This is a genomic window from Streptomyces sp. NPDC026062 (genome assembly GCF_055568375.1).
Window position 1 is genome coordinate 1 of record NZ_JBVHOQ010000044.1, and the last position, 12858, is coordinate 12858.

Sequence of the window (12858 nt, forward strand, 5' to 3'; positions counted from 1 at the left end):
CCAGCGCATGAGGCAGGTCGAGTGCGGCAGGATAGAGAACCAACAGGGCTCCATTGCTGCTGAGTTGAGACGTCGAACACCTCCCTCAACGGCACTGGGCCCTGTCCGTTGCCCATCCCGACCTCACACCGGCCCGTCACCTGATCAGTGGCCACACTGAAAATGCTCAGTGAAATGAACCTGGAGGGAATCGAGCGGTGGACCGAACTGGAGGAACTTCGCATCGAAAGCTCCTCGCAGCTTCAGTACATGTCCGCAGCGCCGTCCCGGGACCGTCTTCACTCGCTCACTCTCGACGGTCTGGACGACCTGGACCCGGCCGCGCTGAGCGGCTTCACCTCGCTCAGAAGGCTGGAGCTCTTCCGCTGCCGGCTGTCCGGGGAGCTTGCGTCCCTGGGAGAACTCATGGAGCTGACCGAGCTCTCTCTCCACCCCCGGACCGAGGGAACCCCCGACGACGTCGCCGGCGTCCTCGACCTGACCCCTCTGGCCCCTCTCGACCGTCTCACCATCACCGTCGGCAGAGACACACGGACCGTCGGGGACGACCTCTTTCCGCCCGGCCGGATCGTGCGCCCGAGCTGACCGGAAAACGTCCGGGCTTGCCGATGGCTTCACTTCCTCCGTGTCACCGACAGCGACACGGAGGAAGTGCATGCCATGTCCCGGTCCCTCAGGAGGGCTCGCCGGATGCCTTCCCGCCCCGGGACAGGCCCTGCTCGCCGAGGGTCCTCGCCAGTTTCGCGCCTGCTCGGGCTCAGACCGTGTAGGCGGTCCAGCCGACGGTCTCCAGCCCGTGGGCCCCGTTCGACTTGGTCCCCGCGCCATAGAGTTCGTTGAAGCGGATGAGGAATCCGGTCTCGCTCACGTCATGGATGCGGATGCCCGGAGTGTCGGGTGCGTTGAAGGTCTGCGTCGTGGCGTGCACGATCACGTCCGAGCCGCTCGGGAAAGGGGTGGGGAAGTCGACCCGGTTGAAGGTAGAGGTATTGCCGGGCTGTGTCTCGACGGGTTCCGTGGAGCGCAGTTCCAGCTTGCCGGTCAGAATCATGCTCATTGCGGTCTCCTCTGCCTGGTGCCACTTCGGGGTGCCACAGCGTCGTGTGCACGATCACCGCGCACCTGATCATCAGCCTGTCCACCAGGACTTCCGAAACCACGCGACAAACTGCACATGGCGCGAAACCTGCTGATATGTCGAACAGCAGTCACGGCGTGTCAGACATGGATGGAAGGCGCTCGACCCGACGCGGCCTGCGGTTCCCATTCGCCGGGCGATGGTGTCCTCGCACAGCCCGGTGGTTCATCCGTCCGGAAGGCGGGCCATGTAGCGGCTTACCTGCGGATTTGGCTGATTCGCCGTCGCTCGGCCGCAAAGTACCGGCCTGCGTTCGATGCACGCGGCTGGACGGCAGCCGCATCACGTGTGCCCGGCGGCCCCGCACACATTCCGCTTCGCGAGGCAGCCCCTGGGCTGGACACCCCGAAATTCCGTCAGACCCCCGCCGCCCCCAGCAGTTCCCCCGCCGCGTACGTCACGGCCATCGCCACCGCTCCCCCGCCCATGTTCCGCAGCACCGCCCGGCCCACCGCCGCGTCGCCCAGCCGGGCGCTCCACCAGCCCGTCAGGGCCAGTGCCGCGAGCACCGACACCACGGTCACCGGGAGGCGGACCGACGACGGCGGCAGCACGATCGCCAGCAGGGGGAGCAGCGCGCCCACCGTGAACGCCAGGAAACTGGCGCCCGCCGCGTGCCAGGGGTTCGTCAGGTCGTCCGGGTCGATGCCCAGCTCGACCTCGGCGTGAGCGCGCAGCGCGTCGCGTTCGGTGAGCTGGACGGCGGCCTCGCGGGCCACCTCCCGGCTCAGCCCCTTGCCCTGCAACAGACCGGTGAGCTCCACGAGTTCCGCCTCGGGGGCGTCCTGGAGCTCGCGCTTCTCCGTCGCCAGCGCGGCCCTCTCCGAGTCGCGCTGGGTGGAGACCGACACGTACTCGCCCGCGGCCATCGACATGGACCCGGCCAGCAGCCCGGCCAGGCCCGCCGTCAGGAGCGTGCCCCGGTCCCCGGTGGCCCCGGCGACGCCGACGACGAGCCCGGCGGTGGACACCACACCGTCGTTGGCGCCGAGGACCGCGGCACGCAGCCAGTTGAGCCGCGCCCCCAGGCCGTTGCCGTGCGGTTCGTCGTGTGCGGGAGTGTCGGTCATCCGGGGATGATCTCACCTTTGGTGTCATTCGCGGCGAAAGACCCCGGCGTCACCAGACCCGTACCGACCCTCCGAGTGCGAAGGCGGGGCTGGTGGCGTCCTGCGGCACCTCCTTCAGCGGTTCGGCTATCTCCTCCACCGTCGGGCCCACTCGCGCCGCGATCCGGTCCAGCGCCGTCAGGTCGAATCCGTAGACGCGGGCCGCGTTCCCGCCGGTCATGGCCGCGATCTCGGCCGGGGGCAGTCCCGCGTACGCGATCCGCAGGCCTTCCCGGGAGTACGGGGCGGTGCCCTCGTCGTGCGGGTAGTCGCTGCCCCACATGATCTTGTCGAGGCCGATCCGGTCGCGCAGCGGGACCTCGTGCGGCCGCATGAAGCTGGCGCCCACGTAGCAGTTCTCGCGCCAGACCTCGCTGGGGGGCGCGCCCATCGAAGCGGCGAGTCCGGCACCGAACTTGGACTCGGCGGTGGCCGCCCGGGACGCCGCCGCGACCAGCCGTCCGTGGTAGTAGTCGAGCATCTCCACGATGCCGGGGATCCAGCCGGAGCCCTGTTCGGTGAGGACCAGTTTCAGTCCGGGGTGGCGGCGGAACGCCCCGCCGAAGATCAGGTGCCACAGCGCCCGGTGCGAGAACCAGGTGGTCTCGACCATGAAGACGGCACGGGCCGCCGGTTCGTCGCCCAGCGGCGGGGACGCGGAGCCGCCGTGGTGGTTGACGGGGATGTCCAGCTCCGCGCAGACCGCCCAGAGCGGGTCGTACGCGGCGGAGTACAGCTCCGGGACGCCGGAGCCCGGCGGGGCGCCGGGCAGCAGGATGCCGCCGGTCAGGCCCGCCTCCTTGGTGCGGCGGACCTCGCGGACCGCCTCAGCCGGGTCGTTGAGGAGGATCTGGGCGACACCGGCCCGCCGGCCGGGCGCTGCGTCGCAGAAGTCGGCGAGCCAGCGGTTGTGTGCGCGCAGGCCGGCCCAGCGCTGTTCGTACTCCTGCCGGGAGGGGGCCGGGGCCATCAGGGAGGCGGAGGGGAAGAAGGGCGGGATGGTGTTGGGGAAGACGACCTCGGCGACGATGCCGTCCGCCTCCAGCTCGGCGAGGCGGCGGTCCGAGTTCCAGTTGCGGTCGGCGGTGTCGGCGACCAGGTCCTCGTACGGGTTGACGTAGGCCGCCGCCCAGGCGTCGAAGTCGTCGTGGTGCTTCGACTCCAGGTACGGCCGGTAGTCGAGGAGGTCGGCGCCTGCGTGGCAGTCCGCGGAGATGACGGTGTAGCGGTCCGTCACGATGCCCCCAGGACCGGGAAGTCGTGGTCGGTCAGCCAGTGCCGGCCGACGTCGCGCGAGCGGGCCCAGGATGCCTCGACCGCGCTCTGGTCGGTGCTCTGGCCCAGGTCGGCGGGGGTGGGGCCGATACGGGCGGCCAGTGGGGCGAGCTTGTCCGTGTCGAAGCCGAAGACCTCGGCGGCGGCCAGGCCCAGCATCACGCGGGTCTCGGCGACGGGGATGTCGTGGAAGGTGTCGCGCAGCCAGTTCGCGGTGTTGGGCCAGGTGCCCTCGGGGTGCGGGAAGTCGCTGCCCCACAGGATGTTGCCGACGCCGATCTCGTACCGCTGGGCCAGCTCGCGGCGTTTGGTGTTGGTGGCGCAGACGAACACCTGCCGGTCGAGGTACTCGTGCGGCGGGCGCCGGAGTTCGGCGAACGGGGAGAGCTTCTTGCCGCCGTGGGCACCGAGGTAGAGCCGGTCCATGAACCACAGGAGGTTGGGCAGCCACCAGCAGCCGGACTCGGCGACACCGAACTTCAGCCCGGGGTGGCGTTCGAAGGCGCCGGACCAGAGGAGGAACCAGAGCGGGCGGGACGGCCACCAGGTGACCTCGGAGACGTAGATGCCGAGGTGGTCGCCGTACTCGTGGCGGGGTGCCGCGCCGGAGTGGGTGACGACCGGCATCGCGGTCTCGGCGGCGGCCGCCCACACGGGGTCGTAACGGCGGTCGTGGTACGGAGCCTTGTCCACCCACATCGAGGGGATCATCAGGGCGCCGAGGCCGGACTCCTTCGCCCGGTGGATCTCGGCGACGACCCGGTCCACTTCCCCGGTGACGGGCAGCAGGGCGACTCCGCAGTGGCGTTCGGGGTGCTGCGAGACGAAGTCGGCGAGCCAGCGGTTGTGCGCCTGGGCGCCGGCCATGCCCAGCTCGGGGTGCTGGTCGCCGGAGAGACCGAGGCCGACACCGAAGGGGGCGGCGGTGCGGCTGTCGACGGCGTCCGCGTCGGGGAAGACGACCTCGGCCGCCACCCCGTCGCCGTCCAGTTCCTTGAGACGCTGAGTGGTGTCCCAGCCGCCCTTCAGTCCCTCCTCGTTGTCGTGGAACCACTTGTCGGCGAACGCCTCGTTGCGCACGCCGAGGCGGGTCATCTCCTCGCGGCGGCGCCCGCGTCCGGCCAGGAAGTCGTCGAACTCACGGTGGTAGCGGCGGTCGAGGTAGGGCCGGTACTCCTCGGTGGGGAGTCCGGCGTGGCAGTCGGAGGAGATGATCAGGTACGGGTCGTCGTGGGTCATCGCTGGGTCCTGTCCCCTCAGTCGAGTATGAAGTTCTCCAGGTAGGACGGGTCGGACCGCTCCAGCATCGAACGCGACCTGGCGCGGATCTGCCGGTCGCTGTGCTCGCTGTCGGGCAGCATCCAGAAGCGGCCGGAGCGGATCCCGTCCACGACGGTCGCGGCGACGTCCTCCACCGGTGTGAACTCCACCTCGTGGCCCGCCGACCTCATGGCGGTCTCCCACTGGTCGAGGCTGCGGTACGGGGTGCGGCGAGGGCGCTCCTTGGCGTACCGCTCGGGCCGGTTGCGGTGCGACTCCCACAGTCCGGTGCGCAGCATGTGCGGGCCGGGGAAGAGGACCGAGGCACCGACCGCCGCGCCCTCCGCCTTCAGATGGGCGTACAGCGATTCGGTCATCGTGACGACGGCGGACTTGGTGACCGCGTACACGGACGCGGTGGGCAGCGGGGCGATCCCGCCGTCGCCGGACGAGGTGTTGACGACGTGGCCGGGCGCGCCGCCGGCCAGCATGCGGGGCAGGAAGGCCTGGATCCCGTGGAAGACGCCCCACACGTTGACGGCGAAGGCCCACTTCCAGTCGTTGGGGTCGTGTTCCCACATCCGGCCCTCGGCGCCGGAGCCGACCCCGGCGTTGTTGCACAGCACGTGCACGGCACCGAAGGTGTCGTACGCGGCGTCGGCGAGTGCCAGAACGGATTCGCGTTCGCCGACGTCGACGCGGTGGGCCAGCACCTGTGCGCCCTCCGCGCGCAGTTCACCGGCCGCCTTGTCGAGCGCGCCCTCCTCCACGTCGGCGAGCACGACCTTCAGCCCCTCGGCCGCGAACCTCCGGGCCATCGCGAGGCCGATGCCGCTCGCGGCGCCGGTGACGACGGCGACCTGTCCCTCCTGAAGCCTCATCGGACACTCCCCCGCGGCGGGCCGTCATGGATCTGCTGCGGGTCGTCGTAGCGCTGGTGGATGTACGGCAGCAGCGCGTCGGCGCTCACGCGCTCGACGGCCCGGCCCTGCTGGTCGCTGGTCTTCTCGCCGATGGTGAGGTCGACGACGCGGAGCACGGGGAGGTCGGCGACCGGGTCGTACACGGACTCGCGCAGCACCACGTCGCCGGTGATCCGCTCCAGCCGGCGGACCTTCTCGTGGCGGGTGCAGTGGATCAGGACGGGACCGGCGTCGAAGCCCTCACCGTCCACGGCAGGCAGGAACTTGAAGTAGAAGTCGAGCTTGGTGGCGGGCGCGGGCAGCGGAAGCGGTTCGGCGACCGCGCCGCGGACCTCGACGAAGGCGATGCCGTGGCGGGCGAGCGAGGCCCGCACGACGAGTCCCTCGCGCTCCACGCTCACCTCGCCGAGCTTCTTCGGCTCGCCGAACACCTCACGGCCGCCGGTCAGGGCCCGCTCATGGGTCATCGGCATGACCAGCGGGTACCAGCCCTCCTGCCCGTCGTGGACGGCGGAGACGGCGACGGAACCGGCGCCGAGGGGGTAGCCGGGCAGGTCCACCTTGCTGATGCTCGCCCTGACGAGCGGGCGCCCGGAGGGTTTCAGCGGCGGCGGGAGGACGGCCGCCACCGCGTCGGGGTCGCTCTCCCAGACGGCACTCACGCCGGTGGACCAGATGTCGGGGAGCCGGGACCGGGCCTCGCGGGCCGCCGATATCTCGGCCTCGGTGCGCGCGCCGTACCGTACACGTGCCATGCGGTGCCACCCTTCTCGGTTGTCCGTACCGGGTTCTGTAACACAGTTACACCGGAGCTCGCGAAGGGTAAATAGCCGTGCGTGTAACGGAGTTCGGGATGCTGGAGGAGCTGTGACGCGATCGTCGCTGACCCGTGAGGAGGTCCTCGCGACCGCTGCGGATCTCGTACGGCAGCACGGCCCGCAGGCCCTCACCATGCGCAAGCTGGCCGCCGAGCTGGGCACCGCCGTCACATCGATCTACTGGCACGTCGGCAACCGCGAGTCGCTGCTGGACGCCCTCGTCGAGCGCACCGTGCAGGAGATGGGCACCCTGCGCCCCGCAGGCCGCACCCCTGCCGCCCGGATCGTCTCCGTGGCCCGGGGGCTGCGCCGCGAACTGCGCGCCCGCCCGCATCTGATCGCGATGGTCCACGAACGGGGGCTGACGGAACAGATGTTCCTGCCGGCCCAGCGGGCGCTCGTCCACGAGGTCCACTCAGCGGGGCTGCGCGGCGCACGGGCGGCGGAGGCGGTACGGGCGGTGCAGTTCCACACCGTCGGCTTCCTGCTCGTCGAGCGCAACCGGGAGCGGTCCCCAGTCCAGTCGCCCGCGGAGGGCGATCTGTGGTCCCTCTCCACGGCGGACGACGATCCGGCACTGGCCAGGGCGCTCGCCCGGCCCGCCGACCCGGACCGGCTGTTCGCCGCCTCCGTACGGGCCCTGGTGGACGGGCTGCTGGCCGGCTGCGGAAGCCGGGCGGACCGGCCCGGGGCGGCCCGGGGCGGACCGGGAGTGACGGCCGAATAGGGGACTGTCGGTGGCGGCCCGTATTCTCTGTGACCATGCTCGACGACCGCCAGACCGCAGCACCGTGGCCGACCGCCTACCCGCAGGGGTACGCGGTCGTCGACGTGGAGACCACCGGACTCGCACGGGACGACCGGATAATCTCCGCCGCCGTCTACCGACTGGACGCGCAGGGCAACGTCGAGGACCACTGGTACACCCTCGTCAACCCGGAGCGCGACCCCGGCCCCGTCTGGATCCACGGGCTGACGAGCGATGTCCTGGAAGGCGCCCCGCTCTTCCCCGAGGTGGCCGCCCAGCTCTCCGAACGGCTCGCCGGCCGCGTCCTCGTCGCGCACAACGCCGCCTTCGACTGGTCGATGCTCGCCCGGGAGTACGCGCGGGCCTCGGTGACCGCCCCCGTCCAGCAGCGGCTGTGCACCATCGCGCTCGCCAAGGAGCTGCGGCTGCCGCTGCCCAACCACAAGCTGGAGTCGCTGGCCGCGCACTTCGGCGTGGTGCAGCAGCACGCGCACCACGCGCTGGACGACGCCCGGGTGCTGGCCGAGGCATTCCGCCCGAGCCTGCACGCGGCGGCGCGGGGCGGAATGCGGCTGCCGCTGCTGGAGTGCCGTCCGCTGACGGAGTGGTCGGACTCCCCCGTCACGCCTCGGGTCGGCTACCAGTCCTCGTACAGCGGGCAGAACAGCTGGCGCCCCTCACGCAAGCGCCCGGCCTGCCCGTATCCGAATCCGGGACGGTACGAGAAGGACAAACCCCTCATGCAGGGCATGCGGGTGGCGTTCTCCGGGGACACCTCGATCGACCGCGAGCTCCTGGAGGACCGGGCCGTGGAGGCGGGGCTGCACGTGGCGACGAGCGTGTCCCGGCTGACGAGCCTGCTCGTCACCAACGACCCGGACGCGGCGACGTCGAAGACGGTCAAGGCGAAGTCGTTCGGCACACCGATCCTGGAGGAGAGCGCGTTCACGCATCTCCTGCGGGACGTGGCCCCGGCGAAGAAGGTGCCGGCGCCCACGCCGTCATCGGAGTGAACCGGGGCGACTCGCCCGCCCGCCGCTCGCCCGTCGCAGCCCCGGCGTCCCACCCTGTGGCGCATGGCACGTTGCGAGGTATGCGGAAACGACTACGGGATGTCCTTCGAAGTGCACGCGCAGGGCGCGATTCATGTCTTCGACTGCTTCTCCTGCGCCATCCACCGGATGGCGCCCATCTGTGAGCACTGCCGGGTCCAGGTCATCGGCCAGGGCGTCGAGGTCGACGGACACTGGTTCTGCGGCGGTCACTGCGCCCGCGCGGAGGGAAAGGTGGGCATCATCGACAAAGTCTGAGCGCCGGGCGCCGCCCCTTGCCCCCACCCCTCCGCGATGCACCCCATGACGCAGTTGTACCGTCATGGGGTGTACCGCTTCCTGTTGACCCGGCAGTGGCTGATTCTCGCCCTCATCGCCCTCGTCCTGATTCCGACGATGGTCGAGCTGGGCTTCTGGCAGCTGCACCGGCACGAGCACAAGGTCGCGCAGAACGCCCTGATCTCGCGCAATCTCAAGGCGGACCCCGTCCCGGTCGCCGGGCTCACCTCCCCCGGTCACGTCGTTCCCCGCTCGGACTACTGGCGTGCGGTGACGGCCACCGGGACGTACGACGAGAAGCACGAGGTCGTCGTACGGCGCAGGACCGCGACCGACGGCTCCATCGGCGTCCATGTGCTGATCCCGTTCGATCTCAAGGGCGGCGGCACGGTCATGATCAACCGCGGCTGGGTCCCGTCCGCCGCCGACCAGCACGCCTTCCCCGACGTGCCGGCCGTGCCCAAGGGCGAGGTGACCGTCACCGGGCGGCTCAAGGCCGACGAGACGACGGGCAGCAGCGGCATCAAGGACATCTCGGATCTGCCGGACCGCCAGGTGATGCTGATCAACAGCGCACAGCAAGCGGAGCTCCTGTCCCGGCCGGTGCTGGGCGGCTACATCGAGCAGACCGGACCGGCGCCGAAGGGTGACTCCCCCGAGCTGATCGAGGCTCCCGACGACGGCTCCATCGGCCCGCACATGGCGTACGCCGTGCAGTGGTGGCTGTTCGCCGCCGGTGTCCCGGTCGGCTATGTGGTGCTGGCCCGCCGGGAGAAGCGCGACCGGGCGGCGGCGGCCGAGGCCGCCGCGCAGACCGATGCGGCGGAGCCCGAGCCGGCAAAGGCCTGACGGCGCGTACGGGCCCGCGGTACGGGCCGGCGCGCACGGACCCGCGCGCCCGTGCACGGACCGGCGACCGCCGGGGTGACTCCCGACTCTCCTGACACCGTCGCTGCTTAGCGGGGGCCAGGTTCGGGAACACGCCACAACGTGACCCCACGCATCGAGGACTACGCCCTCATCGGCGATCTCCAGACAGCCGCCCTGGTCGGCAGGAACGGTTCTGTCGACTGGCTCTGTCTTCCCCGCTTCGACTCGGGCGCCTGCTTCGCGGCACTCCTCGGCGACGAGGAGAACGGCCACTGGCGCATTGCCCCGAAGGGCGCGGACACCTGCACCCGCCGCGCCTACGCCGGTGACTCCCTCGTCCTGGAGACGTTCTGGGAGACCCGTACCGGCACCGTCAAAGTCATCGACTTCATGCCGCAGCGCGACCACGAGCCCGATGTGATGCGGATCATCGAGGGCATCAGCGGCACGGTCGACATGGCGTCCGTGATCCGGCTGCGCTTCGACTTCGGCTCCGTCGTGCCGTGGATGCGCCGCTCGCAGGGCCACCGGGTGGCGGTCGCGGGGCCGGATTCCGCCTGGCTGCGCAGCGAGCCGCCCGTCAAGACCTGGGGCCAGCAGTTCTCCACGTGCTCCTCCTTCAGCGTCTCCGAGGGCGAGCAGGTGGCCTTCGTCCTGACCTGGCATCCCTCCCACTCGCCCCGCCCCGATCTCGTCGACCCGTACGAGGCGCTGGAGAACACCCTGTCCGACTGGGCCGAGTGGTCCGCCCGCTGCAAGTACCAGGGGCCCTACAGAGAAGCCGTGATCCGGTCGCTGATCACGCTCAAGGCGCTCACGTTCGGCCCGACCGGCGGCATCGTGGCGGCCCCCACCACCTCGCTGCCGGAGCATCTGGGCGGCGTAAGGAACTGGGACTACCGCTTCTGCTGGCTGCGGGACTCCACCCTCACCCTGGGCGCGCTCACCTCGGCCGGCTATCTGGAGGAGGCCGCCGCGTGGCGGAACTGGCTGCTTCGCGCGGTCGCCGGGGACCCCGCCGACCTCCAGATCATGTACGGGCTCGCGGGCGAGCGCAGACTGCCCGAGGCGGAGCTGCCGTGGCTGCGCGGCTACGAGAACTCCGCCCCGGTCCGGATCGGCAACGCCGCGGTCCGCCAGCGCCAGCTCGATGTGTACGGCGAGGTCATCGACTCGCTCCGGCTGGCCAGGGCCGCGGGTCTGGACGACGCCCCGCACGCCTGGAGCCTGCAGCTCAGCCTGCTCGGCTTCCTGGAGTCCACCTGGCGCGAACCGGACGAGGGTCTGTGGGAGATCCGGGGCCGGCGCCGCCACTTCGTGCACTCCAAGGTCATGGCCTGGGTGGCGGCCGACCGCGCGGTGCGCAGCCTGGAGGAGGACCCGTCGCTGTCCGGCGACGCGGACCGCTGGCGTGCGATGCGGGACGCGGTGCACCGGGAGGTGTGCGAGAAGGGGTACGACCCGGTGCGCAACACCTTCACCCAGTCGTACGGCTCACGGGACCTGGACGCCTCGACGCTGCTGATCGCCAGGACCGGGTTCCTCCCGCCCGACGACCCCCGTCTCATCGGGACGGTGGACGCCGTCCTGAACGAGCTGGGCAGCGACGGGCTGGTGCGCCGCTACAGCACCGACGGCACAGCGGTCGACGGACTGCCGGGCACCGAGGGCGCGTTCCTCGCCTGCTCGTTCTGGATGGCGGACGCGTTGCGGATGACCGGACGCACCGACGAGGCCACCGAACTCTTCGAACGGCTGCTGTCGCTGCGCAACGACGTCGGGCTGCTCGCCGAGGAGTACGACACCGCCGCCATGCGCCAGCTCGGCAATTTCCCGCAGGCCTTCAGCCACATCGGGCTGGTCGGTACGGCGGTGGCGCTGGCCGACGCGCAGGGCGCCGAAGACACGGCCCGGGGCGAGACGGCAGGATAGGGCCATGGATCTTGGACTGAAGGACCGTGTGTACATCGTCACCGGAGCGACCCGGGGACTGGGCAACGCCACGGCGCGCGCGCTGGTCGCCGACGGCGCGAAGGTGATCATCACCGGCCGTGACGAGAAGAGCGTCCGCGAGGCCGCCGACGATCTGGGCCCGGACGCCGTCGGCCTCGCCGCCGACAACGCCGACCCGGAAGTGGCGCAGCGGCTGATGGAGTCCGCGAAGGAGGGATTCGGCCGGCTCGACGGCATCCTCATCAGCGTCGGCGGTCCGGCGCCCGGCTTCCTCGCCGACAACACCGACGCACAGTGGCAGTCGGCGTTCGAGTCGGTGTTCCTGGGTGCGGTACGGCTGGCACGGGCCGCGGCCGCGGCGCTCGGCGACGGCGGGGTCATCGGGTTCGTGCTCTCCGGCTCCGTCTACGAACCGATCGCCGGACTGACCATCTCCAACGGGCTGCGCCCGGGGCTGGCCGGCTTCGCCAAGTCGCTGGCCGACGAGCTCGGCCCGCGGGGCATCCGGGTGGTGGGCGTGCTGCCGTCCCGGATCGACACGGACCGGGCACGTGAGCTGGACGCGCTGTCCGGCGACGCGGCGGCCACGCGCACCGCGCACGAGGCGCGCATCCCGCTGCGCCGCTACGGCACCCCGGAGGAGTTCGGCCGGACCGCGGCGTTCCTGCTCTCGCCGGCGGCCTCGTATCTGACGGGCATCATGGTGCCGGTCGACGGCGGGTCCCGGCGCAGCTTCTGAGTCACCCGCCGAACGCGGAGCGCGCCGAGGGGCCGGAGGTTCGCGGCGGATTCCATCGGCCGTCGGCGCGCGAGCGCGGCCGTCCGGCCCCTCGGCACGTGGCGTACCGCCCGTCAGCTCACCCGCTCCGCCCGGTGTTTGACCGCCTTCAGCCGCACCTCGGCGGGCAGCTCCGCCAGTCCGGCCGAGTCCCTGGCATGGGCCAGCGCCTCGTCGGTCAGCCGGCCGAGCGCCTCGCCGGGCGCGGCGTGCGGCTCCATCAGCAGCCGGATCCGGGCCTCCGGCGCGTTGCGCCGGCCGGTCAGCGCGACCTGGGCGCGGGCCACCCCGTCCAGGGCGCCCGCCTCTCCCTCCAGCACGCTCTCCAGGGCGCGGCCGCGCAGCAGCGCACCCTCGCCGTCGCCGCTCTCCACGAGGATTTCGGAGAGGCGGGCCCGGCGGAACTGGGCCAGCAGCCACCACAGCGCGAGTACCACCAGGACCGCGAGGACCGCGATCACGACCGGCCACCACCATCCCTCGGAGCGCCAGCGGTCCCGGTCCGCCTCGCTGAGCAGCACGTCGTGCTTGCCGTACCAGGGCCACCAGGACGGCACGGAGAGCCCGAGCGCCGCGGCCAGTACTCCGCCGCCCACGCAGACCAACACCAGCCCGGCCAGACCGAGCAGTACCCGGTTGACGGTCCTGAGCATGG

General features: G+C 71.3%; 14 protein-coding genes. 7 read left to right on the forward strand and 7 right to left on the reverse strand.

Annotation, left to right across the window (positions count from 1 at the left end; genetic code table 11):
* Positions 1 to 174: 174 nt before the first annotated feature.
* On the forward strand, positions 175 to 585 hold the full coding sequence (locus tag ACZ4LX_RS30985) for a hypothetical protein (RefSeq protein ID WP_467650259.1): 411 nt from the start codon (positions 175 to 177) through the stop codon (positions 583 to 585).
* Positions 586 to 757: 172 nt separating this feature from the next.
* Here the strand turns inward: ACZ4LX_RS30985 and ACZ4LX_RS30990 are convergent, their stop codons facing one another.
* The 6 genes from ACZ4LX_RS30990 to ACZ4LX_RS31015 form a co-directional block, all read right to left on the reverse strand.
* Complete coding sequence (locus tag ACZ4LX_RS30990; RefSeq protein ID WP_467650258.1) at positions 758 to 1057, reverse strand: hypothetical protein; 300 nt, start codon at positions 1055 to 1057, stop codon at positions 758 to 760.
* Positions 1058 to 1494: 437 nt separating this feature from the next.
* Positions 1495 to 2208 (reverse strand): VIT1/CCC1 transporter family protein, encoded by a 714-nt coding sequence (locus ACZ4LX_RS30995; protein ID WP_467650257.1) that lies wholly within the window; start codon positions 2206 to 2208, stop codon positions 1495 to 1497.
* Positions 2209 to 2257: 49 nt separating this feature from the next.
* Positions 2258 to 3487, reverse strand: a complete 1230-nt coding sequence (locus ACZ4LX_RS31000) for an amidohydrolase family protein (protein WP_467650264.1) — start codon at positions 3485 to 3487, stop codon at positions 2258 to 2260.
* On the reverse strand, positions 3481 to 4761 hold the full coding sequence (locus ACZ4LX_RS31005) for an amidohydrolase family protein (protein ID WP_467650256.1): 1281 nt from the start codon (positions 4759 to 4761) through the stop codon (positions 3481 to 3483). The genes ACZ4LX_RS31000 and ACZ4LX_RS31005 overlap by 7 nt, the downstream gene beginning before the upstream one ends.
* 17 nt (positions 4762 to 4778) lie before the next feature.
* A complete protein-coding gene (locus ACZ4LX_RS31010) occupies positions 4779 to 5663 on the reverse strand; it encodes an SDR family NAD(P)-dependent oxidoreductase (protein WP_467650255.1) in 885 nt (294 codons plus the stop codon).
* Positions 5660 to 6460 carry an acetoacetate decarboxylase family protein gene (locus tag ACZ4LX_RS31015; RefSeq protein ID WP_467650254.1) on the reverse strand — a complete coding sequence of 267 codons (801 nt, stop codon included), beginning with the start codon at positions 6458 to 6460 and terminating at the stop codon, positions 5660 to 5662. The genes ACZ4LX_RS31010 and ACZ4LX_RS31015 overlap by 4 nt, the downstream gene beginning before the upstream one ends.
* Before the next feature lie 112 nt (positions 6461 to 6572).
* On the opposite strand from ACZ4LX_RS31015, the gene ACZ4LX_RS31020 reads away from it, so the two are divergent.
* The 6 genes from ACZ4LX_RS31020 (at position 6573) to ACZ4LX_RS31045 (ending at position 12164) form a co-directional block, all read left to right on the forward strand.
* On the forward strand, positions 6573 to 7250 hold the full coding sequence (locus tag ACZ4LX_RS31020) for a TetR/AcrR family transcriptional regulator (RefSeq protein ID WP_467650253.1): 678 nt from the start codon (positions 6573 to 6575) through the stop codon (positions 7248 to 7250).
* A gap of 29 nt (positions 7251 to 7279) precedes the next feature.
* Entirely contained in the window at positions 7280 to 8284 is a 1005-nt protein-coding gene (locus ACZ4LX_RS31025; protein WP_467650252.1) for a DEDDh family exonuclease, read from the forward strand.
* A 63-nt stretch (positions 8285 to 8347) separates the two neighbouring features.
* Positions 8348 to 8581, forward strand: a complete 234-nt coding sequence (locus ACZ4LX_RS31030) for a hypothetical protein (protein ID WP_073735263.1) — start codon at positions 8348 to 8350, stop codon at positions 8579 to 8581.
* 69 nt (positions 8582 to 8650) lie between these two features.
* Positions 8651 to 9451, forward strand: coding sequence for an SURF1 family cytochrome oxidase biogenesis protein (locus tag ACZ4LX_RS31035; RefSeq protein ID WP_467650263.1), 801 nt, complete (start codon positions 8651 to 8653; stop codon positions 9449 to 9451).
* Positions 9452 to 9592: 141 nt separating this feature from the next.
* Entirely contained in the window at positions 9593 to 11404 is a 1812-nt protein-coding gene (locus tag ACZ4LX_RS31040) for a glycoside hydrolase family 15 protein (protein WP_467650251.1), read from the forward strand.
* A gap of 4 nt (positions 11405 to 11408) precedes the next feature.
* Positions 11409 to 12164, forward strand: coding sequence for an SDR family oxidoreductase (locus ACZ4LX_RS31045; RefSeq protein ID WP_467650250.1), 756 nt, complete (start codon positions 11409 to 11411; stop codon positions 12162 to 12164).
* Positions 12165 to 12277: 113 nt separating this feature from the next.
* Here the strand turns inward: ACZ4LX_RS31045 and amaP are convergent, their stop codons facing one another.
* A complete protein-coding gene (gene amaP / locus ACZ4LX_RS31050; RefSeq protein ID WP_467650249.1) occupies positions 12278 to 12856 on the reverse strand; it encodes an alkaline shock response membrane anchor protein AmaP in 579 nt (192 codons plus the stop codon).
* Between the last annotated feature and the right edge of the window lie 2 nt (positions 12857 to 12858).

Coding starts and splice junctions, on each gene's coding strand:
- ACZ4LX_RS30985 (WP_467650259.1), top strand. CDS start 175: ATGAACCTGGAGGGAATCGAGCGGTGGACCGAACTGGAGGAACTTCGC.
- ACZ4LX_RS30990 (WP_467650258.1), bottom strand. CDS start 1,057: ATGAGCATGATTCTGACCGGCAAGCTGGAACTGCGCTCCACGGAACCC.
- ACZ4LX_RS30995 (WP_467650257.1), bottom strand. CDS start 2,208: ATGACCGACACTCCCGCACACGACGAACCGCACGGCAACGGCCTGGGG.
- ACZ4LX_RS31005 (WP_467650256.1), bottom strand. CDS start 4,761: ATGACCCACGACGACCCGTACCTGATCATCTCCTCCGACTGCCACGCC.
- ACZ4LX_RS31010 (WP_467650255.1), bottom strand. CDS start 5,663: ATGAGGCTTCAGGAGGGACAGGTCGCCGTCGTCACCGGCGCCGCGAGC.
- ACZ4LX_RS31015 (WP_467650254.1), bottom strand. CDS start 6,460: ATGGCACGTGTACGGTACGGCGCGCGCACCGAGGCCGAGATATCGGCG.
- ACZ4LX_RS31030 (WP_073735263.1), top strand. CDS start 8,348: ATGGCACGTTGCGAGGTATGCGGAAACGACTACGGGATGTCCTTCGAA.
- ACZ4LX_RS31045 (WP_467650250.1), top strand. CDS start 11,409: ATGGATCTTGGACTGAAGGACCGTGTGTACATCGTCACCGGAGCGACC.
- amaP (WP_467650249.1), bottom strand. CDS start 12,856: ATGCTCAGGACCGTCAACCGGGTACTGCTCGGTCTGGCCGGGCTGGTG.